We start from the raw sequence: 21,908 nt of genomic DNA, 5'->3' as shown, positions 1-21,908 counted from the left end.
GCAGCTGTCAAACGGCAATCATGATGCCGTCGGCTTACGGACAAAAAAAGCCCCGCGTCCTGAATGGGCGCGGGGCGGGTTTACGGCCTGTTCGGCGTATCAGGCCTGAGGTTGCCAGCCGCCACCCAGTGCCTTGTAAATGGCCACGATGCCACGGTACAGCTCGATTTCTGCCTGCGCCTGAGAGTCTTCAGCGGCCAGACGCTCGCGCTCGGCATCCAGCAGGACCAGGAAGTCCGCTGTGCCTTCGCGGTACTGCACTGAAGCCAGCCTGGCTGCGGAGCGACTCGCATCGCTTTGGCGCATCAGCGAGACCAGCCGTTGCTGGCGTTTGTCATAATCGCTGAAAGCGTTCTCCGACTCTTCCAGGGCCAGCAATACCTGCTGCTCATAGTTGGCCAGCGCGCCCTCGGCATCGGCATCGGCGCTGCGAATCTGCGCCCGGACGCTGCCCAGATCGAAAGCCGCCCAGGTGATGCTGGGGCCGAGTGACCAGGCTTTGGCCGCTGACGAACCGATCTGCGACCCACGGCCAGCGGTAAAGCCCAGAAAGCCGCTCAGACTGACCCGCGGAAACAGGTCGGCGGTCGCCACGCCGATGCGTGCGGTCGAGGCGGCCAGTTGGCGTTCGGCGGCGCGGATGTCGGGCCGATTGCGCAGCACCTGTGTCGGATCGCCAATCGGCAGAGCCTTGGCGATAGCAGGCAGTTTGCTCGGGCTCAGGTCGACGCTGAGGTTTTCCGGGCGCTCGCCCAGCAACGTGGCGATACGATTGCGTTGGCGAACCTGTTCGGCCTGCAACTGCGGCACGGTCGCTTCAACGGCTGCCAGTCGTGCCTCGGCACGCACCACGTCCAGTTCATTGCCCACGCCGGCATCACGCAACTGGGTGGTCACGTCCTGAGAGCTCTGCTGGTTTTTCAGGTTGTCGCGGGCAATGGCTTCACGCAGCTGTGCGCCGCGTAGCTGCCCGTAGGCGTCGACCACCTCGGCAATCAGAGTCACCTGAAGCTGATACAGGTTGGCCTCGGCGGCGTCCTGATCGGCATTGCTGGCTTCCAGTTGGCGCTGAATACGTCCGAACAGGTCGACCTCCCAGGCCATGTCCAGGCCAAGGTCATACCGCTCGCTATTGACGCGCCGCTCAGTAACACCAGGTTGCTGACCCTTGCCCAGGTCACTGCTGGCCCGGCTGGTGATCACCGGCATGGCGTCGTTGGCAACGTCATCGCGAATCGCCCGTGCAGCTTTCAGGCGGGCAAAGGCAACACGCAGATCGCGGTTGCCGTCCAGCGACCGGGCCACCAGTTTATTGAGGGTAGGGTCCTCAAACTGCTGCCACCAGACGGTGTCCACTTTGCTGCGGTCATAGTTGCCCTGGGCTGCGGACGCCAGTTGTGCTGGCGCCGTAACCGGTGCCTTGTAGTCCGGGCCGACGGCGCAGGCCGCCAGCGCCATGACCAGCAGGCTCGGGAGGAAAAGTTTGAACGCGCTCATCAATGCATCTCCGCAGGCAGGTTTTGCAGTCTTTGTGCCTTGGCGGCCTTGCGGGCCTCCTGGCGTTCGACGTAATTACGGATAAGCACGTAGAACACCGGCGTCAGCAGCAGGCCGAAGAACGTGACCCCCAGCATCCCGGAGAACACGGCGACCCCCATGGCATGGCGCATTTCTGCACCTGCACCGCTGGAAAGCACCAGTGGCACAACCCCCATGATGAACGCGAAGGACGTCATCAGAATCGGACGCAGGCGCAGTCGGCATGCTTCCAGGACAGCATCCAGCGGGCTCATGCCCTCGGCCTGTTTGTCCTTGGCGAACTCGACGATCAGAATCGCGTTCTTGCACGCCAGGCCCACCAGTACGATCAGCCCGATCTGGGTGAAGATGTTGTTATCGCTACCGGCAATCATCACCCCGGCAATCGCCGAAAGCAGGGTCATTGGTACGATCAGGATCACCGCCAGTGGCAGGCTCCAGCTTTCGTACTGAGCCGCCAGTACCAAAAATGCCAGCAGAACACACAGCGGGAAGACGAACAGCGCCGTGTTGCCCGAAAGAATCTGTTGGTACGTAAGGTCAGTCCACTCGTAAACCATGCCGTTGGGCAGCTCTTCACGCAGCAGTTTCTCGACCGCCGCTTGAGCCTGACCAGAGCTGAAGCCCGGACCGGCAGCACCGTTGATTTCTGCCGTTATGAAGCCGTTGTAGTGCATTACGCGGTCGGGACCTGCGGTGTCACTGACTTTTACGAAGGTTGCCAGCGGGATCATTTCCCCCAGATTGTTGCGCACCTTGAGCTGACCGATCTGGTCGGCATCCTGACGGAACTGCTGCTCTGCCTGGACATTGACCTGATACGTGCGGCCAAAACGGTTGAAGTCGTTGGCATACAGCGAGCCCAGATAAACCTGCAGGGTGTCAAAGATGTCGCTGACCGCAACGCCATGCGTCTTGGCCTTCTCGCGGTCGATGGCGGCATCCACCTGCGGCACGTTCACGGTATAGCTGGTGAACAACCCGGCCAGTTCCGGCACGCTACGGCTCTTGGCAATGATGTTCTGGGTTTCCTTGTACAACTCGTCGTAACCCAGGTTGCCACGGTCCTCTATCTGCAGGCGGAAACCGCCGATGGTGCCCAGCCCCTGTACCGGAGGTGGCGGGAAGATCGCCATGTACGCTTCCTGGATCGACGCGAACTGGCCGTTCAGGGCGCCGGCAATGGCGTTGGCTGACAGACTGGGGTCCTTGCGCTCCTCAAACGGTTTGAGGGCGACGAATACCACACCGTTGTTCGGGCTGTTGGTAAAGCCGTTGATCGACAGGCCGGGGAAGGCAATCGCGTTTTCCACGCCCGGCTGTTTAAGTGCCAGCTCGGACATGCGCTTGATGACGTCTTCGGTACGGTCGAGGCTGGCAGCGTCCGGCAGCTGGGCAAAGGCCACCAGGTATTGCTTGTCCTGGCTGGGTACAAAACCGGTCGGCGTGCTGGCGAAACCCAGCCAGGTCAGGACCATCAGGCCTGCATACACCAACAGTGCGATACCACTGCTGCGAATAACCCGGGCGACGGTGCCGACGTAGCCATGGCTGGCTTTTTCGAAGAAACGGTTGAACGGGCGGAACAGCCAGCCGCCAAGGATTCTGTCGAGGAAGCGCGAGAAACGATCCTTGGGCGCATCGTGGCCTTTGAGCAGTACCGCGGCCAGCGCAGGCGACAGGGTCAGCGAGTTGAAGGCCGAAATCACTGTCGAGATGGCGATGGTCAGTGCGAACTGCTTGTAGAACTGCCCGGTCAGGCCGGAAATGAACGCTGCCGGTACGAACACCGCACATAGCACCAGTGCAGTGGCGATGATCGGCCCGGTCACTTCGGCCATGGCCTTGTGCGTGGCCTGGACCGGTTCAAGCCCCAGCTCGATGTTTCGTTCGACGTTCTCCACCACCACGATGGCGTCGTCGACCACGATACCGATCGCCAGTACCAAACCGAACAAGGACAGCGCGTTCAGCGAGAAACCGAACATGTGCATGACCGCAAAGGTGCCGATCAGCGAGACCGGAACGGCCACCAGCGGAATGATCGAAGCGCGCCAGGTCTGCAGGAATAGTATCACCACCAGCACGACCAGGATCAGTGCTTCAAACAGGGTGTGAATCACCGCTTCGATGGAGCCGCGCACGAAGATCGTCGGGTCATAGACGATGCTGTAGTCCATGCCTTCCGGGAAGCTCTTTTTCAGCTCGGCCATTCTGGCCCGTACATCGTTGGAGATGTCGATGGCGTTGGAGCCGGGCCGCTGGAAAATAGGGATGGCCACGGCGGGCTGGTTGTTCAGCAGCGAGCGCAGCGCATACTGGCTGGAGCCCAGCTCGATGCGTGCAACGTCCTTCAGACGAGTGATTTCGCCATCAGCGCCTGCACGAACCACAACGTTTTCGAACTCCTCCTCGGTGACCAGACGGCCCTGGGTGTTGATCGACATCTGAAAACTGGTGGCATTCGGCGAGGGCGGGGAGCCCAGCTGACCTGCTGCAACCTGACGGTTCTGCTCGCGAATCGCATTGACCACATCGGTGGCGGTCAGGTTGCGTGAGGCCGTCTTGTTCGGGTCCAGCCAGACCCGCAGCGAATAGTCGCCCATACCGAACAGTTGCACGTCTCCGACACCACCCAGTCGCGCGAGCTCATCCTTGATGTTGAGCACGGCGTAGTTGGACAGGTACAGCATGTCGTAGCGCTGGTCCGGCGAGGTCAGGTGCACAACCATGGTCAGGTCGGGGGAGGCCTTGTCCACGGTGATGCCGATGCGTGTCACTTCTTCCGGCAGCTTGGGCTCGGTACGCGTCACACGGTTCTGCACCTGCACCTGCGCGTTGTCCAGTTCAGTGCCCAGCGCAAAGGTGATGGTCAGGGTCAGCTTGCCGTCGGCAGTGGCCTGGGACGACATATAGAGCATGCCTTCCACACCGGTGATGGCCTGTTCCAGTGGCGAGGCTACGGTTTCGCCGATCACCTTGGGGTTGGCGCCGGGAAAGTTGGCGCGCACGACTACCGTTGGCGGCACCACTTCCGGGTATTCACTGATCGGCAACTGGAACAGTGAGATAGCACCGGCGATCAGGATCAGCAGCGACAGCACTGCGGCAAAGATCGGCCGGGAAATAAAGAATTTGGAGAAGTTCATCGGACAAGTCCCTTAGCCGCGCGGCGCAGTGGCGCTGGCGATTTTGACGGCCGCTTTGGGCGCCACTTGTGGCAGGTTGCTGGCTTCGAGGGCCTGGCGTTGTTTGAGCAATGCTGCGAGGGTGTCGGCACTGGCCATCGGTGTCACTTCAGGGTCCACAGGCTGGCCGGGACGCACGCGCTGCAAGCCTTTGACGACGATGGTGTCGTCCTTGCCCAGACCGTTACGGACAATGCGCAGGCCTTCGATTTTCGGGCCCAGCTCGACAGCCCGATAGGCAGGCTTGTTGTCCTTGTCCATGACCAGCACAAACTTCTTGCCCAGGTCGGTGCCCACTGCTTCGTCATTGATCAGCACCGCTGAGTAAGTGCCGCTGCCCACCAGTTTCAGACGGGCATACAGGCCGGGGGTGAAATCCCCGTCGGCGTTATCGAACACCGCACGACCGCGAATGGTGCCGGTCTTGGGGTTGACCTGGTTGTCGACAAAGTTCATCTGGCCCAGGTGCGGGTTGCCGGTTTCATTGGACAGGCCCAGGTACACCGGAGTGGTCTGGCCGCGCTGGCCTTTGCGGGCCAGCTCGGTGTACTTGAGGAACACGCGTTCGTCAGCGTCGAAGTAGGCGTAGACCTTGTCGGTGGAGACCACGCTGGTCAGCGCGGTGACATCTGCAGTCACAATGTTGCCAGCAGTGATTTCTGCGCGACTGACACGACCTGTAATCGGTGCGGTAACACGGGTAAAACTGAGGTTCAGTCGAGCCAGATCCAGCTGCGCCTGAATGGCCGCGACACCGGCCTTGGCTTCCTGCGCCGAGGTGGTGCGCGAGTCGGCCAGCTCGGCGGAAATCGCGTTGTTGGTACGCAGACGCTCGCCGCGCTGGGCTTCATTGTCACTGCGCAGTGCGACGGCACGGGCCTGTTGCAGTTGTGCCTCAAGACGACGAACTTCGGACTGGAACGGACGCGGGTCAATCTGGAACAGCAGGTCGCCTTTCTTGACCAGCGAACCGTCGGTGAACGCTACCTGATCGATCTGACCAGACACCCTTGGGCGAACCTCGACGGTTTCCGGCGCTTCAAGACGACCCGTGAATTCATCCCATTCGTTGATCGGCTGCTCCAGCACCTTGGCCACGCTGACCTTGGCTGCGCCAGGCGCACTGGTGGCTTCCGGCGCGCGGCCGCAAGCACTGATAACGATAAGGGCGAGGGCGGTGAGGGGGTAGCGCAGATGGCTGAGTGTCTGGTGCATGGGAAGTTCCGCCGATAGTAAGGAATGGGCGGATTCTGTTGCGCACAGGGTGTTATTAACGAATCGAATAAACCGAAGGTTACTATCACTGGCAATGATGAGTACCCATAGGTCTTCGAAAACCTGCCTCCGGGTGACCCGCAAGGTGGATGGTGGCCAGGCATTCGGGGCTGAGAATGCTCCCCTTATGGCGAGCCAAAAAGCTCATGTCATATTGCTATCTCTTCGATCAATCTTTGCAATCGCCGCCGCTATCAAGTTGTCCAGCGAACAGTCGATCCTTGAGTATTACGATAAATCCCGAGGAAAAGTTTGATGAAGTCGACATGGCTGGACAATTTGAAGGTCAGCAAAAAGCTGAGTATAGGCTTCGGTCTGATACTACTGGGCGTGCTGACGGTCACCGCGATCGGCTACCTCAGCACCAACCTGCTGATCGAGCGGCTGGGCAAGGCAGCCAAAGTTTCTGAAGTAAAGGCCGATGCGCTAAGCCTCAGGATCGCTGCGCAGGCCTATACTGCCAAGCCTGACGCGAGCAATTCGCAGGGCTACACGGTCGCTTTGGACAACCTGGGCAAGACCATCGAGGACGGCCTGAAGCTTCTGACTGTTCCGGCCAATGCCGATATTCTCAGAGGTATTCGCGATCAGGTGGGTGGCTTGAAACAAACGTTCAGCCAGTTGGTCGATAATAATCGGCAAATTGATCAGGCCATGCAGCCGTTGATCACCATTTCCGAGCAGGTGAGCGGAAGCTTCGAGACACTCCTGCAAAAGACCTTCGACGACGTTTCCCGCTCGCTGGATCAAAGCGGTATCGACCAGGTAAAGATTGCCGGCGACCTGCGCAATGGCATGACCAGTTTTCGCCTGGTGTTTCGCCGTTATATCAGTATCCCGACCGCTGAAAACAGGCAGATCACCTTCGATGCTGCCGACTCACTGATCGCTAAGGTGAGCAGTGCGCGCAACCAATTGCCGAACAAGGCCGGCCCGGCAGTGGATGAGGCGCTCAGGGCACTGCAACAGTACAAATCGTTGATGGTCTCCATCTCGCAGCTGATGCAACAGAACGATCAGATTCGCGACAGCCTTCGCCAGCAGTCAATGGACATCGTCACAAGTACCGAAAAGCTGATGGCGGGCCAGGTGGTCAGTGCCAATAAAGAAAAAGACAGCGCGGTCACCCAGTTGCTCATGGTGGCGGTGATCGTATTGCTGCTGGGCATCTTCGCGGCGATCCTGATTACCCGTCAGATTACTCGTCCGCTCGATTCCACGGTGATCGCTGCGCGTCGAATTGCCGACGGCGATCTGACCAATGACCTCAGCACCACTCGCCAGGATGAGCTGGGCCTGCTGCAAAACACCATGCACCAGATGACCGTATCGTTGCGCACCCTGATTGGCGGTATCAGTAATGGTGTGACACAGATCGCCACGGCGGCCGAGGAGCTTTCAGCCGTCAGCGAGCAGACCAGCGCGGGCGTCACTCAGCAGAAACTGGAAGTCGATCAGGTAGCGACCGCCATGAATCAGATGGCGTCTACCGTTCAGGAAGTGGCGCAGAACACTGAAGATGCATCGCAGGCCGCCAGACAGGCCAGTGATCGTGCTGCTCATGGCAGCAGCGTGGTGCAACACGCCACGCGTGAAATCAGCCAGCTTGCCGGTGAAGTGGGGCAACTGGGCGAGGCCATGCAGCGCCTGATACAGGACAGTGACAAAATTGGCGGTGTAATCGATGTGATCAAGGCGGTCGCAGAACAAACCAACCTGCTGGCCCTCAACGCGGCGATCGAAGCCGCACGTGCGGGTGAGCAAGGGCGCGGCTTTGCCGTAGTGGCCGATGAGGTGCGCTCGCTGGCTCAGCGTACACAGTCATCCACGACTGAAATCGAGGCGCTGATAAAGTCCTTGCAGGATGGCACCGGCGCGGCATCGGAGCTGATGAATGCCAGCCGTCAACGTACCGAAGGCACAGTGGCGCTGGCGCGGCAGGCCGAAGAATCGCTGCTTGAAATCACTCATTCGATTGGGACCATCGAACAGATGAGCCAACAGATTTCTGCTGCCGCTGAAGAGCAGAGCGCCGTCACCGACGAAATCAATCGCAGTGTCATCAGCGTACGGGACATCGCCGATCAGTCGGCCACGGCCACTGAGCAGAGCGCGGCGTCTACCGTGGAACTGGCGCGCCTGGGCAGCAACCTGCAGGACATGGTTGCGCGCTTCCGGATCTGATTGCCGCCACTTTCAAAAAGTCGCGAGGCCCAAAAGTCTCATCCTGTAAAAAGAGCGGCGCTGGCAATCAGCGCTGCTCCACCCTCTGCAAAAACCTTCGGGTTCGCTCGTTTTGCGGATTCAGCAGAATTTCGCCCGGGGTGCCGTCTGCCACGATGCGGCCTCCCTCCATGAACAGCACCCGGTCAGCAATGTCCTGAGCGAATTTCATCTCGTGGGTCACCAGTAACATAGTCATCTGAAACTCCTGGGCAATCGAGCGAATCACCGCTAGTACCTCGCCGACCAGCTCAGGGTCGAGCGCCGAGGTGACTTCATCGAACAACATGACCTGCGGGCGCATAGCCAGCGCTCTGGCAATCGCTACACGTTGTTGCTGACCACCGGAAAGCTGGCTCGGGTAGGCATCGGCCTTGTGAGCGAGCCCGACCAGCCCAAGGTATTGATGCGCGCGCTCAAGGGCCTCTTCGCGAGGCAGTCTGAGTACCCGTAACGGCGCTTCGGTGACATTTTCCTGAACAGTGAGGTGTGGGAACAGGTTGAACTGCTGGAACACCATGCCTACACGATGTTCCACCGGAGCCTTGCGCGCGCCGGGCCAGTGCCATCGGGATTTGCGCGCGGGCACTGTTTCGCCTGCGACTTCTATGCTGCCTTGCTGATAGTTTTCCAGCCCCTTGATGAGGCGCAATACCGTTGATTTACCCGAGCCACTGGGGCCGATCAAGGCGACTTTCTGACCTTGAGGAATGCTCAGGTCCAGACGGTCGATGATCCGGTTGCGGCCGAAGTCCTTGACCACGTGTTTGAGCTGTATCTGCGCAGTGGTGACGGGTAGGATTGCGGTGTGTGCGAGATCAGACATGGCTGCGCCTTTCCAGGTATTTGAACAGCAACGAGGTCGGCACACTGATCGCCAGAAACATCAGCGCCATCACTGTGTACGGTTCGTTGTAACGATAGGTCATGCCGGCGATCTGCTTGGCAGCCTGAAACAGTTCAGGGATGGTAATCACCGCCAGAAGCGGCGTTTCCTTGAACATGCCGATCAGGTAATTGCCGAGCACCGGCAGCATGGGTTTCAACGCCTGCGGCAGGATAATGCGCCGCCAGGTGTCGCCACGGCTGAAGTCCAGCGCGCGTGCGGCTTCCCATTGCCCGGCAGGGATGTCATCGATGGCACCGCGATACGCTTCGGCAATGTAGGCCGCGTAATAGCAGCCAAGACCTATCACACCGGTGGTGATCGCCGGGAAGGTGATGCCCGCCAGCGGCAGCGCGAAGAACAGCACATACAACTGGACCATCAACGGCGTATTACGGAAAAAGCTCAGGTAGCCTTTGCTCAGGCGATGCACGATGGTTATCTGCGAGCGCAGTGTCAGGGCCAGGATCAGACCGAGCAAAACCGCGAGCAGGAACCCCAGCACCACGACCTGCACGGTCACCAGCAAGCCCTGAAACAGCTCCGGCAGAATCGACCAGGCGAATGCGATATCAAACTCCATCGTTCATCCCCTGGCCGTGCGCCACGCGGTGGCGTGCTGCTCATAACGCTTGACCAGCCAGCTCAACGGCCAGGCCATCACGAAGTAGCAGACCAGCACGATGCTCCAGATCAGCGTTTGCTGGCCCAGCGTGGTTATCAATTGACTGCCGGTAAAGGTCAGGTCGGTGAGGGTAATGAGGGAAACCAGTGAGGTGGTTTTCAGCAGCTCGACCAATTGGTTGCCCATCGGCGGGATCATGAACGGCAGGGCCTGCGGCAGAATGATTCGCCGAAACGCGCTTATCGGCCCGAAATCCAGCGCACGCACAGCGTCACGTTGACCCTGGCTGACGTTGATCAGTGCCGAGCGAATGATTTCCGCGCCATACGCCGAGAACGTCAGGCCCAGCCCCAGCACACCGGTGGTCATGGGGGACAGGCGGATGCCGAACAGCGGCAGAATGAAGAACAGATAAAACAGCAGCACCAATGCCGAGATGCCACGCAGTACCTCGACATACACCGTGGCGAACCAGCGTAACGCCCTGAATGGCGACAGGCGCATCAGGGCGATTACAAACGAGAGCACCAGCACCAGCAGTTCGGCAAGCACAGTGATCTGCAGGGTGATCCAGGCGCCGTGGGCCAGTTGTCTGGCAATGAAACCTGCGGTTTCCAGTGTTGCAGCATCAACAGGCATGGCCTTACTCGTGTGGGTCAGGGCCGTTTACTGCGCGCCCTTGCGGGACGGGGCAGATCATGGGTTGCAGCGTTGGGCTGCGGTGATGGCCGGGTCAGCCAGTTCGTTTTCGGTGTAGCCGTACTTCTGCAGGATTTTCAGCAGCTCGCCCGACGCCCGGAGTTTGGCCAGTTGTTCGTTGAAAGCCTGTTCGAAGGCCGGATCGTTTTTTGGCAGGCCGTAGGCGTGGTAATTCCAGCCCGGTTTGCCACTGGCGTCCGGAATCTGCTCGAAAGGCAAGGCGCGCTCGATGTCCGGACTGTTGGCTTTCTTGATCAGACTGATGACTTCGGCATCCGGGAAATACACCACGTCCACGCGACCCGCCTGCAAGGCGGCCAATGCCTCGGTGTCCTTGTCGAACAACACCACGTTGCCGTTGGCGATACCGCTGTCTTTGGCTTCCTGAACCTGATTGCTGCCAGGTTGAGTGGCCAGGCGCACCTTGGCGTTGCTGGCGACGTCCTTGAGGCTGTGCAGGTTCAGCGGGTTGCCGGTTTTGACAATGAACGCACCGCCGGATCGCGTCACCGGGTTGGAGAACGCGATGACCTTGCAGCGATTCGGATTGATGAACAGGCCTGCACCGATCAAGTCGAAACGACCTGCTGCCAGACCCGGCACCAGCGAACCGAAGTCAGTGATGGGCGTCTCGATCTGCTTGATGCCCAGCGGTTCAAGGATTGCACGCAGTATCTCGACGTTGGCCCCGGTCGCTTTGCCATCGGTGCCGATGTAGGCATAGGGCTGTTCGTTGGCGATGCCAGCGGTCAAGCCGTCAGTGCGGCCTTTTTCCAGCAGTCCGGCCAGGGCGGGAAACGAAATAACGGCATTCAGCAACAGCGCTGAACCCATCAGGGCTGGGAACGACAGGGGGTTGATGCCTTTCATTGCGAGTGCTCGAAGTAGGGGGGATAGGGGCTTCTTGCTGATGCGGCCTGAACATGCGAGTCAGGTGCGCAAGTTGGCCTGGTATTGCCTGCATCCTGCTTCGGCAACGTTTGGTGCATAAGATGAAACTCTATAGCTATTAAAAAGATAATTTAAATATCGATAAGGAATATGCATATACGCAGTCGCCGACGCCATGGACTCCAAACGTCGTGCGACCAATTGATGTAAACCCAGGTATTTGTCAGTGCATCCCTGTTTGTAACTCCAGACGCCGGCCAGGTATCGCAGCAATCAACTCCTGGGTGTAAGCCGCTTCAGGTCTGGCAAAAACATCCTCGGCCAGACCCTGCTCGACGGTCTTGCCATGCTTGAGCACCAGTACCTGGTGGGCAACGCTGGCGACGACTGCCAGGTCGTGGGAAACCAGCACGTAGGCGATGCCGGATTCGGATTGCAGTTCGACCAGCAAGTCGAGAATCTGCGCCTGCACCGACACGTCCAGTGCCGAAACCGGCTCATCGAGCAGCAGCAGATCGGGTTGCAGGGCCAGCGCTCTGGCAATTGCTACGCGCTGACGCTGGCCACCGGAAAGCTCGCGGGGCAGCCGGTCCAAGTACGCTACGGGCAAGTGCACTCGCTCGATCAACTGGCGTGCGGCCTGTTCCAGTTCGCGGCCTTTGAGCAGGCCGAACGAGACCAGTGGTTCGACGATGCTCTCAAATAGCGTGAAGCGTGGATCAAGGGCCGCGAACGGGTTTTGCTGGACCAGCTGGATGCGTCGCCGTAGCGGTCTGAACTCGCGCCAGCCCAGGTCGGTGACATCCTGGCCGTCCAGCAAAACTCGCCCGTGCGTGGGTTTTTCCAGGCCCAGCGCAATGCGCAGTGCAGTACTTTTGCCAGAGCCGGACTCGCCGACGATGGCCAGCGTCTGGCCCGGATACACCTTGAAGTTGACGTCCTGCAGCGCCTGGAAGTCGGCGTCCTCGTCTTTCACGCAGGGCAGACGATAGGTCTTGCCGATGTTGCTCAGGGTCAGCAGAGGTGTGTCGCTGCTCGCGACCGGGCGTACTGTTGCCGGGCTCTTGCGCTGGCCGAAAGCCGGTGCTGCCGCGATCAGTGCGCGCGTATAGGTATGGCGAGGCGTGATGAGTATCTGTTGCGGCGGGCCTTGTTCGACCAGCTCGCCCTTGTTCATCACCAGCACACGGTCAGCACGATCGGCAGCCACGCCGAGATCGTGGGTAATGATCAGCAGGGAAATGCCGCGCTCGGCCACCAGGCGTTGCAGGTGATCAAGGATTTTGCGCTGCACTGTCACGTCCAGAGCGCTGGTGGGCTCATCGGCGATGATCAGGCGAGGATTGCCCGCCAACGCGATGGCGATCAGCACGCGCTGGCGCATGCCACCGGATAGCTCGTGCGGGTACTGGCGGGCGCGCAATACCGGCTTGTCCAGACCGACCTGTTGCAGCAACTGCAGCACATCGGCATCCACCGCCGGGTAACGTCGGCCATTGGCCTGAATCAGTGCTTCGGCAATTTGCCGGCCGATGCGCAGGGTAGGGTTGAGGCCGACCATCGGGTCTTGCGGCACCAGACCGATCACGCTGCCGCGAACCCGACGTTTTTCTCGCTCGGAAGCTTGGCTCAGGTCGTGACCATCGACGTGCAGCTCGCCGCCTGTGATGGTCGCGTTGTCTGGCAACAGGCCGAGTATGGCGTTGGCCAGGGTCGACTTGCCGGACCCGGATTCACCGACAATTGCCACGGTTTCACCCCTGGCCACCTGAAACGAGACGCCGCGTACGGCCTGGTTGGTCTGGCCGTCGAAACGGTAGGCGACACCCAGATGACGAATGTCGATCAGTTGAGCGGTATCGGTCATCGTTGAGTCTCTTCCAGAGTGCGGGCGATGTGATTGAAGCTGAACACTACGCCAACCACGAACAGGCCCGGCAGCAGCGACACCCAGGGTGCGGTCATCAGGAAGTGACGACCGTTGGCGATCAGCGTGCCCCATTCGGCAGCCGGTGGTTCGGCACCGAAGCCGAGGAAGCTCAGCCCCGCGGTCGCCAGAATCGCTGCACCGAAATCCAGTGTGGCAAGCACTGCCACTGGGCCCCAGGCGTTAGGCAGAATGTGGCGCAGCAGGGTTCGGGTCCAGCTGGCACCGCCCAGACGCGCCGCTTCGACGTAAGGCAGGGTCTTGACGCGTAGCACTTCGGCGCGGGTTGTGCGGGCGAAGCCGGGAATGATCCCTACACCCACCGCGATGGCCACCGGAATGGTGCCGAAACCGATGGCGGTGACAATCGCCAGCGCCAGTAACAGGCCGGGCAGGGCCAGCAATACATCGATCAGGCGCATGATCACCGCATCTATGCGCCCGCCTGCAAAACCGGAAATCACCCCCAGGCTCAGGCCTCCGGCCATGGCGATGCCCACCGCCAGCAATGCGGCCTGTACCGACAGGCTCGATCCGTGTACCACGCGAGTGTAGAGATCACGGCCCAGTTCGTCGGTACCGAACCAGTGCGCTGCATTTGGCGCGGTGAGCTTGTCGCTGGGCGAGGTGGCGTAAGGTGCGTAGCTGCTCAGCAGGTTGGGTGCCAGCGCCGCCAGCAACGCAAAGGCGACCATTGCCACTGCAAGCAGAAACCCCGGGCGGCGCAGCAGGGGCTTGGCGGCCTCCACGGCGCGACTCAGGCTGCTGCGTCGCCGCCACTGCGCGGCAGGTGCGTTTTTGCCGGGAAGGTTTTGAGCGGAATCAACAAGGCGGGTCAGGCGCGCAAGGCGGTTGTCGAAGATAGTCATGGCGTCAGGAGACCTTTGGCGTGTGGGCGATGCGCGGATCCAGCGCGGGGTACAACAGATCAACGATCAGATTGACCACGACGAAAGCCGCTGCCGAGACTGCAACGATGGCCAGCACCACCGGAATGTCCTGGCGCAGCACGGCCTCCTGGGCAAGACGACCGACTCCGGAGCGGGCGAAAATGGTCTCCACCAGCACGGCACCGGACACTGTGTTGCCCACTTGCAGACCGATCAGCGTCAAAAGCGGTAAAGCAGCGTTCTTGAACGCATGGCGGGCCTGAACCTGGGCGCGCGTGAGGCCCTTGGCGTAGGCGGTAATGATGTAAGGCTCTTTCCAGACGCCCTGAAAGCCGCGTTGCAAAACCTGCGCGTACACCGCAGCGCTGGGGATCGCCAGTGTGACAGCGGGCAATATCAAGCTGGAGAAGCCCTGATTGCCGGTCGCTGGAAACCAGCCAAGGCTGAATGCGAACAGCTGAATGAACAACAGGCCCATCCAGAACACCGGTACTGAGAAGCCCAGCGACGGCAGCCGGGACAAGGCGACCTTCAACGGCTGCCAGCGCACGTAGGCGGTGAGATAAGCCAGCCCGACGCCACCGATCAGCGACAGAACAATGGCCAGCCCCGCCAGGCTCAGGGTTTGCGGCAAACGTTCGACCAGCAGTTCCGAAACCGGACGATTGAGTGTCAGCGAATTGCCGAAGTCACCCTGAACAGCGCCCCACAGCAGATCGACATATTGCTCGAAGACGCCTCGGTCCAGCCCGTAATAGAGCTTGGCTTGAGCAAGGTCCTGCGCGGACAGGGAGTCGATTTCGACACCTGAGGCGCTGAGCATGATCGACAGGGTATCGCCGGGCAGCAGATACAGAATGAAATAGGTGATGCTGTAGGCACCCCAGAGTACCAGCAGCGCCTGGGCGATCCGGCTGAGGATATAACGGCTCATGGCGTGACGATCTCGATGTCGTTGAACAGCGCAAAGCCTTCCGCCGTCCAGTGGAAGTTACGCACGTTTTTCGCCGTGGCGGCTTGCCAGACCCGCTCGTAGACCGGGAATGCCGAACCTTCATCGATCAGCAGGTCCTGCAGGTCGCCATAGGCTTTTGCGCGTTGTTCGCTGCGCGTGGCGGTCAGCCCGGCGTCAAACAGTTCCAGGGCTTTGGCCAGTGTTTGCGGTGCGTAAAGATTGGTCGCCAATGTCGAGCTGTTGGCGCTGCGCGGGTCGATGATGGTCTGCAGGATGATCGGGTCGGCGCGGGTCATGTAGGTGGACGTCAGGTCATAATTGCCTGCCGCATTGGCAGCTGCCCATTCGGCGGTGGTAACCACGTTGAGCTTGAGCTCGATACCCACTTTGCGCAGCTGATCCTGAATCAGCACATCACCAGCGGTTTCAGCGGGGGACAGGTTGTAGGCCAGCTTCAGTCGTTTGCCGTCCTTGTACCGATAGCCGTCGGCGTTCTTCTGCCAGCCAGCTTCGTCGAGCAAGCGCTCTGCACCCTGAGGATCATAGGCCAGTTTGTCGGATTGATTTTTGTAAAACGGCGTGGTGACGTCGTAGATACCCGACACCACCGGAAATTGCGGGTTGTAGACAGTGGCGGCGTAGGTCTTGCGGTCGATGGCCTTTTGCAGGGCCAGACGCACATTGCGGTCAGCGAGGATGCGATTGCCGCGCGTGTTGGGGTACATGTTCAGGGCCGGCCCTGGCAGCGAGCGGCTCTGGATGGTCGCGCCCCTGGATTTGAACAGGTTCAGGTCCACTTCGGAGAACGGGTTGCGTGGCCAGAGGATATCGACCTGGCCCTGAACGAACTGGCCATTGCGCACGCTCTCTTCCGGAACGTAACTGACCTCGACCGCATCCAGATGCGCCTCGCCCTTGTTCTGCGCATTGGCCGATGGCCAGGCATAGCCCTTGCGTTTGATCAGGCGCAAACCGCTTTCAGGTGTGTAGCGCTCCAGCACGAATGGCCCGGTGCCAATGATCGCGCCCAACGAACGCTCCTTGACGCTGAGTGCGTAGGACTCTGGAGCAAGAATGGCGAGATTGGTGGTGGAGGTGGCTTGCAGAAAGCCCGCATTTGGCGTGGCCAGCACCAGTTTTACAGTGAAATCGTCCACGACTTCGGCGTGGTCGTAACCCTTCAGGTAGGTCGCGCCAAAGGTTGCAGGTAATTGCGCGGCAAACGCTTTATTGCTGTCGTAGGCGGTTTTTACGGCCTGTGCGTCGAAGCGCGTGCCATTGCTGAACGTCACATCCTTGCGCAAGTGGAAGGTGTACTCCAGCGCGTTTTCACTGACGTCCCAGCGCTCTGCCAGCCAGGGAATGATAATGCCGGTCTGTGGGTCCTGATCGGTCAGCGACTCGGCGACATTACGCAGCACCACGCGGTGCTCCAGCCAGTACACCTGGAACGGATCAAGGCTGACCAGCGTGGTGTTGTCTCTGAAGAAAGCGACTTTAAGCGTCTTGCTTGCCAGGCCTTCCTGGCCAGAGGGCGAGCAGCCGAGCAGGGTGAGGGCAGTAATGGCGGCGAATAACAGGCGTGCAAGAAGAGGGCGCACGGTCATCGCGCTGTCCTCCGATATACGAATCCGTGGGTGAAAGTCGAGGGTTGAGTGCGATGCATGGAAAAGTCCTCTTCAAGTCGAGCGCAGCGATCCGGCTGGTTTTAAGACCGTATGCTTATGGAAAGAGGCTGTAAAAGTATTTTTTCTTCTAAGCTAATATAGGTTTTTATGATTTATTTGATAATTTATTATGCTTTATAGGTATTTTGTGGTGCTTGGCTAATGTCTGCGGTGTAGGTTCGCAGCGATTCCAGGGAGAAGCGGGGTGGAACCTGTTCTTTCCTGATCGCCACCCATTGCTGATTTTGCGGGTGAGTCAGCCCGCAGCCAGAAAACCGCGGAGGATCAGCATATGGTGGGTATCAATAGAGCGGGGCCATCGGGCGCTTATATTACCGGGCACACAGACCCCGAGCCTGCATCAGGGCGCGCACGCGAATCCAGCAGCGGTGCCAGCTCTTCGAACAGTCCGCAGGTGCCGCCGCCCCCTTCAGAGGCTTCCGCTTCGCAGGCGCGAGATCGGCGTGAGAGGCTTTTGCGGTCCAGACCGCTGTCGCGCGAAACCAGGGAGTGGCTGGAGCAGGGCATGCCGCCAACGGCGGAGGCTGAAGTGCGTAGCAGACCGCATGGGTCTGCCGATGCCGCAGCACCGCATGCACCTGCCGAGACAAGACCCAGGCCCCTGCACGCAGGTGTGATCGCACACGCCAATAGCATCGTTCAGCAATTGGTCAGCGCGGGCGCTGATCTTGCCCATACTCGTACCACGCTGCGCAATATCATGAGAGGTGAAGAGATGGCTCTTTCTAGAGCCGAACAGAGTATTTTGCGCGAGCATTTCCCTAACATGATTGCGACTGGAATCAACCCCCATTCACAGCTCGCTATCGAGCTCCGTCATGCGCTCCGTAGAGCGGATCGCCAACAGGCAGCGTCAACTCCAGCAAGGACAGCGACGCGGCCCCCGGCGGCCCGCCCCCCTACGCAATCATCATCGAGTAGCAGCCAGCGTTCATTATTTGGGCGGTTCGCCCGGCTGATGACGCCTGATCAGGGACGTTCGTCAAACGCATCGACCTCTCAGACACCGGTAGACAGAAGCCCGCCACGCGTCAATCAGGTACCCATACGCCCCGACAGGGCTGCGATGCGTAATCGTGGCAATAACCAGGCCGCCGCAGCCTTGCAGGGATTGGTTCAACAAGGGGTCAATCTGGAAGACCTTCGCACGGCGCTTGAAAGACATCTATTGCGGCACCAACCGATCCCCTTGGATATAGCGTACGCGTTGCAGAGCGTGGGCATTCCCCCAAGTGTTGACACGGCTGAGAGCCTTGTGGAAAGCCCGCTGATGGATTTGAGTGTTGCGCTGCACCGCGTGCTTGGGCCACGTCCCGTTAGTGCTCCGCCTCGCCCAGCCGTTCCGATGCATCCTCCAGCTGCCTCCAGGCGACCAGATGGCGCGCGTTCCAGCGCATTGCGGGTAATTCCGGAGCGGGAGGATTATGAAAATAATGTGGCTTACGGAATGCGCTTGCTTAACCTGAACCCGGGGGTTGGAGTAAGGAGGGTTGTTGCAGCCTTTATAACCGATCCGGCGGACCGGCCGGCAGTTGTGGACGATATCCGCGCAGCCCGGGACCCTATAACCTCACAATTCAATCAACTGCGTACGGTCTCCAAGGCCGTTGTTGAATCCCAAAATCCGCCCTTCAGGGACGCGGAACACCATCACCCGGACGATGCGACCCATTGCCTTTTTGGTGAACCATTGTCGCTGGAAAATTCTCGTCAGCAGGTGATCGGCCTGGCGGGGAATCCGACGGACACGTCGGAGCTTTACAGTCAGCAGGGAAATAAGGACCTGGTGTTCATTGATATGAAAAAACTTGCCCAATTCCTCGCAGGCAAGCCTGAGCATCCGATGAACAGACAACCGCTTGACGCCAGAACCATCGCTAACTACGCGTTTAGAATCGTGCCCTGATCACGCAGCCCCTGTAGGTCTGATTGCAGTGGATGGTTTGCGAACCGGCTTGATGCCGGTTCGTTCGTTTACAAGGTGGCTCCCGCCGCGCCTGCCTTGCTCTTGAGCGCTGCTTCAAGGCGGTCAATGAACAGGCGCACCCTGTGAGGAACGCGCTGGCGTGTTGGCAACACAGCCGTGACAGACAGCTGTTCGGGCATGGCATCTTCGAAGTCCACCTGCTGAAGGCTGCCTTCGTTGATTTCCTGTCGGACATCCCAATAGGTCAGCATGGCCAGTCCCATACCTTGTTTACATGCCGTGCGCACGGCCTCGACGCTGTTGGCAGAGAAGGGACCCTGCGCGCGAATGGTGACGGGCTCGCCGTTTTTTGTGAACGACCACCAGGGCATTGCGTGCAAGGCAATGCACGGGTGGTGTCTGAGTTCGTCCAGTAGCGCTGGTTTGCCGTGCCTCGCCAGGTAGTCTGGGCTTGCACACACCACCCGTGGGTTGGGCGCCAGCGACCTGGCCACCAGTGCCGAGTCGCGTATCGTGGCAATCCGGATGGCGACATCGATTCCCAGTCCGGCGATGTCGACAATGCTGTCCGACAGCGTCAGGTCGATACTCAGTGCCGGGTTTTCCAGCATCAATGCGGGCAGCAGCGGCATGATGACTGTCTGACCAAACACACTCGGTGCCGTGACCCGCAAAACGCCGTTGGCAGAGCCTGCATCAGCCTTCAGCGTGGTGCGAGCTGTCTCGCTTGCTTCCAGCATGGTTTTGGCATGAGGCAGAAAAACTTCGCCTTCCGCCGTCAGCGATACCGAGCGGGTTGTACGGTGAACCAGCCTCACGCTCAGGTCGTTTTCCAGCGCTGCCAAACGTCTGGAAACCGCCATGGGAGATAACCCGAGTCGACGGGCCGCTTCGGACAGGCTCCTGCTGGATGCAATGGCCGCAAATACCTCTATGTCAGAAATTTGCACAGGTTCTATCCATTTCCGTTAAAGCGCCTTATCTGAACGGCTGGGTTCCAATGGGCTGCAACAGCACTTACCGTCATGCAGGTTATGTCAGCTGCTGCGGGCAATTCGCAGGCGATCTGCACAGTGAGGGTTTGAAGTATGAGCGAGATAAACAAACACGTTACAGCCCCGTTCGACATGGGTCATCTGAAACTGAAGAACAGGTTTGCGGTAGCACCCATGACACGCGTGAGCGCGGACGAGCAGGGCAATGCAACGCAGAACATGACGTGCTATTACGAGCGGTTCGCCAAGGGTGGTTTTGGCCTGATCATCACCGAGGGCAGCTATACAGATCGCAGTTCTTCCCAAGGCTACCGCTTCCAGCCCGGGCTCACCGATGACGAGCAGGCTCAGGCATGGCGTGCCACGACCAATGCTGTGCACCGGCATGGCAGTGTCATGATTGCGCAGCTCATGCACGCAGGCGCACTCAGCCAGGCCAATCGCTTCGTCAGCGAGTCGGCGGGTCCTTCGGCCATTCGTCCCAAGGGCGAACAGATGGCGTTCTATTACGGCGCGGGCAGCTACCGGATTCCGCGAGCCATGAGCGACAAGGATATCGCCGAGGCCATCGACGGGTTCGCCCGTGCCACGCAGCTGGCTTTGGGCACTGCGGGCTTTGACGGTGTCGAGATTCACGGCGCAAATGGTTATTTGCTGGACCAGTTTCTGACCGACTACAGCAATCAGCGTACCGATCAATGGGGAGGTGATGTTCAGCAGCGCCTGCGCCTGACGCTCGATGTCATTGCCGAAGTGAAAAAAATGGCCGGGCAGGCACCGGTGGGTGTGCGCCTTTCACAGGGCAAGGTCAACGACTTCCAACATAAATGGGCGGGAGGAGAGCGCGATGCCGAGATTATTTTCGGTACGCTGGCAGATGCCGGAGTCGATTACATTCATGTGACGGAACACGAAGCATGGCAACCTGCTTTTGCACAGGGTGGCGCCAGTCTGGTCAAACTGGCCCGTCGCTACGCGCCCGATGTTGCGCTGATCGCTAATGGCGGCCTGCACGACCCGGAAAAAGCCGACAAGGTGCTTCATCAGGGGGCGGACATCATCGCGGTGGGCAAGGGCGCGCTGGCCAATCCGGACCTGCCACAGCTGTTGCGTCAGGGCGAGCCACTCCGCGACTTCGATCCAGCCATTCTCGGGCCGATTGCCAACATCAAGGACAGCGAGCTGGCATTCAACGGGATGAATTGAACAGGTTTTCATAGGTGGGCTCGCTTCCGGTTCCAATCCTGCATTACCTTTGACTCTATCCTCCCTGGGGGGATAGAGTGCCGGTCTGAATTGTCCAGGCCAGAGCTCAAGCCATGAGTGAACACGACCACCCCCACGGCCATACGCACCAGTCCCACATAGCTGTTATCAAGCGCCTGAAACGGGCCGACGGCCATTTGCGCAGCATCATCACCATGATCGAAGAAGGGCGCGAGTGTGTGGATATCGCCCAGCAGCTGCACGCGGTCGAGAAAGCGGTGTGCCAGGCCAAGCGAACGTTGATTCAGGATCATATCGATCACTGCCTTGAAGACACGCTCGGTTCACTCGCCAAGGGCGAGCGGGCACCGCTGGAAGCCTTCAAGCAAATCACCAAATACCTCTAGGTCTCACATGCCCAACTTCGTCGAGCTGTTGCAGCAAGGGGGTTCGCACGCCTAGCTGTATTTCCCCAGTGCCATTCTGCTGGGAGCATTGCACGGGTTGGAGCCCGGGCATTCAAAAACCATGATGGCGGCGTTCATTGTGGCCATTCGTGGCTCTGTGAAACAGGCCGTGATGCTCGGCGTCGGCGCTACCGTTTCGCACACCGCCGTCGTCTGGCTGGTGGCAATCGGCGGGATGTATCTGGGCCAGATCCTGATGTTCGGCTTGACCGGGGGGCTTATCCCTTGCCCGGCAGCCATCACCGTGTTGCTGCTGTGCCTGCAGGTGAAGCAGGTCACTCTGGGTGCGATGATGGTGATCTGTTTCTGCCTGGGTCTCGCCGTCACGCTGGTCACCGTTGGCGCTGCCGCCGCCATCGGTGCGCGAAAAGCCTCGAATCGTTTCCCCTGGCTCAGTGCAGCCGCTCGACGCGCACCTTACCTGTCCAGCGTCCTGATTATTTGTGTTGGGATGTATGCAGGGGGCAACGGCTGGATCAGCCTGCATTCGTGAGCTGGCCTAATGCTTGAGCATGGCAGCTATCACA

General features: G+C 59.7%; 17 protein-coding genes and 1 pseudogene. 6 read left to right on the top strand and 12 right to left on the bottom strand.

Annotation, left to right across the window (positions count from 1 at the left end):
- Positions 1-99: 99 nt before the first annotated feature.
- The 3 genes from KP808_RS13990 to mexE are packed head-to-tail and all read right to left on the bottom strand — an operon-like array spanning position 100 to position 5,942.
- Positions 100-1,497 carry an efflux transporter outer membrane subunit gene (locus KP808_RS13990; RefSeq protein WP_122351138.1) on the bottom strand — a complete coding sequence of 466 codons (1,398 nt, stop codon included), beginning with the start codon at positions 1,495-1,497 and terminating at the stop codon, positions 100-102.
- A complete protein-coding gene (locus KP808_RS13985; RefSeq protein WP_054996239.1) occupies positions 1,497-4,688 on the bottom strand; it encodes an efflux RND transporter permease subunit in 3,192 nt (1,063 codons plus the stop codon). Before KP808_RS13985 ends, KP808_RS13990 begins: the two co-directional genes overlap by 1 nt.
- A 12-nt stretch (positions 4,689-4,700) precedes the next feature.
- Positions 4,701-5,942 carry a multidrug efflux RND transporter periplasmic adaptor subunit MexE gene (gene mexE / locus KP808_RS13980; RefSeq protein ID WP_230016323.1) on the bottom strand — a complete coding sequence of 414 codons (1,242 nt, stop codon included), beginning with the start codon at positions 5,940-5,942 and terminating at the stop codon, positions 4,701-4,703.
- Between the two features lie 315 nt (positions 5,943-6,257).
- Here mexE and KP808_RS26170 point away from each other — a divergent pair.
- Positions 6,258-7,280, top strand: a pseudogene (locus tag KP808_RS26170) (methyl-accepting chemotaxis protein); the annotation flags it as partial.
- Between the two features lie 33 nt (positions 7,281-7,313).
- Complete coding sequence (locus KP808_RS26165; RefSeq protein ID WP_371875240.1) at positions 7,314-8,186, top strand: methyl-accepting chemotaxis protein; 873 nt, start codon at positions 7,314-7,316, stop codon at positions 8,184-8,186.
- A 67-nt stretch (positions 8,187-8,253) separates the two neighbouring features.
- On the opposite strand, the gene KP808_RS13970 is transcribed toward KP808_RS26165, so the two are convergent.
- The 8 genes from KP808_RS13970 to KP808_RS13935 form a co-directional block, all read right to left on the bottom strand.
- Positions 8,254-9,051, bottom strand: coding sequence for an amino acid ABC transporter ATP-binding protein (locus KP808_RS13970; protein WP_058402294.1), 798 nt, complete (start codon positions 9,049-9,051; stop codon positions 8,254-8,256).
- Positions 9,044-9,694 (bottom strand): ectoine/hydroxyectoine ABC transporter permease subunit EhuD, encoded by a 651-nt coding sequence (ehuD, locus tag KP808_RS13965; protein WP_004664960.1) that lies wholly within the window; start codon positions 9,692-9,694, stop codon positions 9,044-9,046. The genes KP808_RS13970 and ehuD overlap by 8 nt, the downstream gene beginning before the upstream one ends.
- 3 nt (positions 9,695-9,697) lie before the next feature.
- Positions 9,698-10,375, bottom strand: a complete 678-nt coding sequence (gene ehuC, locus KP808_RS13960; RefSeq protein ID WP_003383635.1) for an ectoine/hydroxyectoine ABC transporter permease subunit EhuC — start codon at positions 10,373-10,375, stop codon at positions 9,698-9,700.
- Positions 10,376-10,432: 57 nt separating this feature from the next.
- Positions 10,433-11,305: an ectoine/hydroxyectoine ABC transporter substrate-binding protein EhuB gene (ehuB, locus tag KP808_RS13955; protein ID WP_002553311.1), complete on the bottom strand. Its 873-nt coding sequence runs from the start codon at positions 11,303-11,305 to the stop codon at positions 10,433-10,435.
- A 244-nt stretch (positions 11,306-11,549) separates the two neighbouring features.
- Positions 11,550-13,193, bottom strand: a complete 1,644-nt coding sequence (locus KP808_RS13950) for a dipeptide ABC transporter ATP-binding protein (protein ID WP_230016322.1) — start codon at positions 13,191-13,193, stop codon at positions 11,550-11,552.
- Positions 13,190-14,122, bottom strand: a complete 933-nt coding sequence (locus KP808_RS13945; protein WP_230016321.1) for an ABC transporter permease — start codon at positions 14,120-14,122, stop codon at positions 13,190-13,192. The genes KP808_RS13950 and KP808_RS13945 overlap by 4 nt, the downstream gene beginning before the upstream one ends.
- Positions 14,123-14,126: 4 nt before the next feature.
- Complete coding sequence (locus tag KP808_RS13940) at positions 14,127-15,077, bottom strand: ABC transporter permease (protein WP_044317386.1); 951 nt, start codon at positions 15,075-15,077, stop codon at positions 14,127-14,129.
- Positions 15,074-16,705 (bottom strand): ABC transporter substrate-binding protein, encoded by a 1,632-nt coding sequence (locus KP808_RS13935; protein ID WP_230016320.1) that lies wholly within the window; start codon positions 16,703-16,705, stop codon positions 15,074-15,076. The genes KP808_RS13940 and KP808_RS13935 overlap by 4 nt, the downstream gene beginning before the upstream one ends.
- 1,147 nt (positions 16,706-17,852) lie before the next feature.
- On the opposite strand from KP808_RS13935, the gene KP808_RS25960 reads away from it, so the two are divergent.
- Complete coding sequence (locus KP808_RS25960; protein WP_326839546.1) at positions 17,853-18,692, top strand: type III effector; 840 nt, start codon at positions 17,853-17,855, stop codon at positions 18,690-18,692.
- A gap of 68 nt (positions 18,693-18,760) precedes the next feature.
- On the opposite strand, the gene KP808_RS13925 is transcribed toward KP808_RS25960, so the two are convergent.
- Positions 18,761-19,663, bottom strand: a complete 903-nt coding sequence (locus KP808_RS13925) for a LysR family transcriptional regulator (RefSeq protein ID WP_230016318.1) — start codon at positions 19,661-19,663, stop codon at positions 18,761-18,763.
- 138 nt (positions 19,664-19,801) lie between these two features.
- Here KP808_RS13925 and KP808_RS13920 point away from each other — a divergent pair, with 138 nt between their 5' ends.
- The 3 genes from KP808_RS13920 (at position 19,802) to KP808_RS13910 (ending at position 21,874) form a co-directional block, all read left to right on the top strand.
- Complete coding sequence (locus KP808_RS13920; protein ID WP_230016317.1) at positions 19,802-20,914, top strand: NADH:flavin oxidoreductase; 1,113 nt, start codon at positions 19,802-19,804, stop codon at positions 20,912-20,914.
- Between the two features lie 113 nt (positions 20,915-21,027).
- A complete protein-coding gene (locus tag KP808_RS13915; protein ID WP_060707888.1) occupies positions 21,028-21,321 on the top strand; it encodes a metal-sensing transcriptional repressor in 294 nt (97 codons plus the stop codon).
- Between the two features lie 55 nt (positions 21,322-21,376).
- The gene (locus KP808_RS13910) at positions 21,377-21,874 is read left to right on the top strand and encodes a HoxN/HupN/NixA family nickel/cobalt transporter (RefSeq protein ID WP_230018882.1); all 498 of its coding nucleotides are present in this window, start codon (positions 21,377-21,379) and stop codon (positions 21,872-21,874) included.
- Positions 21,875-21,908: the final 34 nt, after the last annotated feature.

The organism is Pseudomonas savastanoi (genome assembly GCF_020917325.1).
Lineage (GTDB): Bacteria > Pseudomonadota > Gammaproteobacteria > Pseudomonadales > Pseudomonadaceae > Aquipseudomonas > Aquipseudomonas amygdali.
This window is presented reverse-complemented; position numbering and strand designations above follow the sequence as displayed.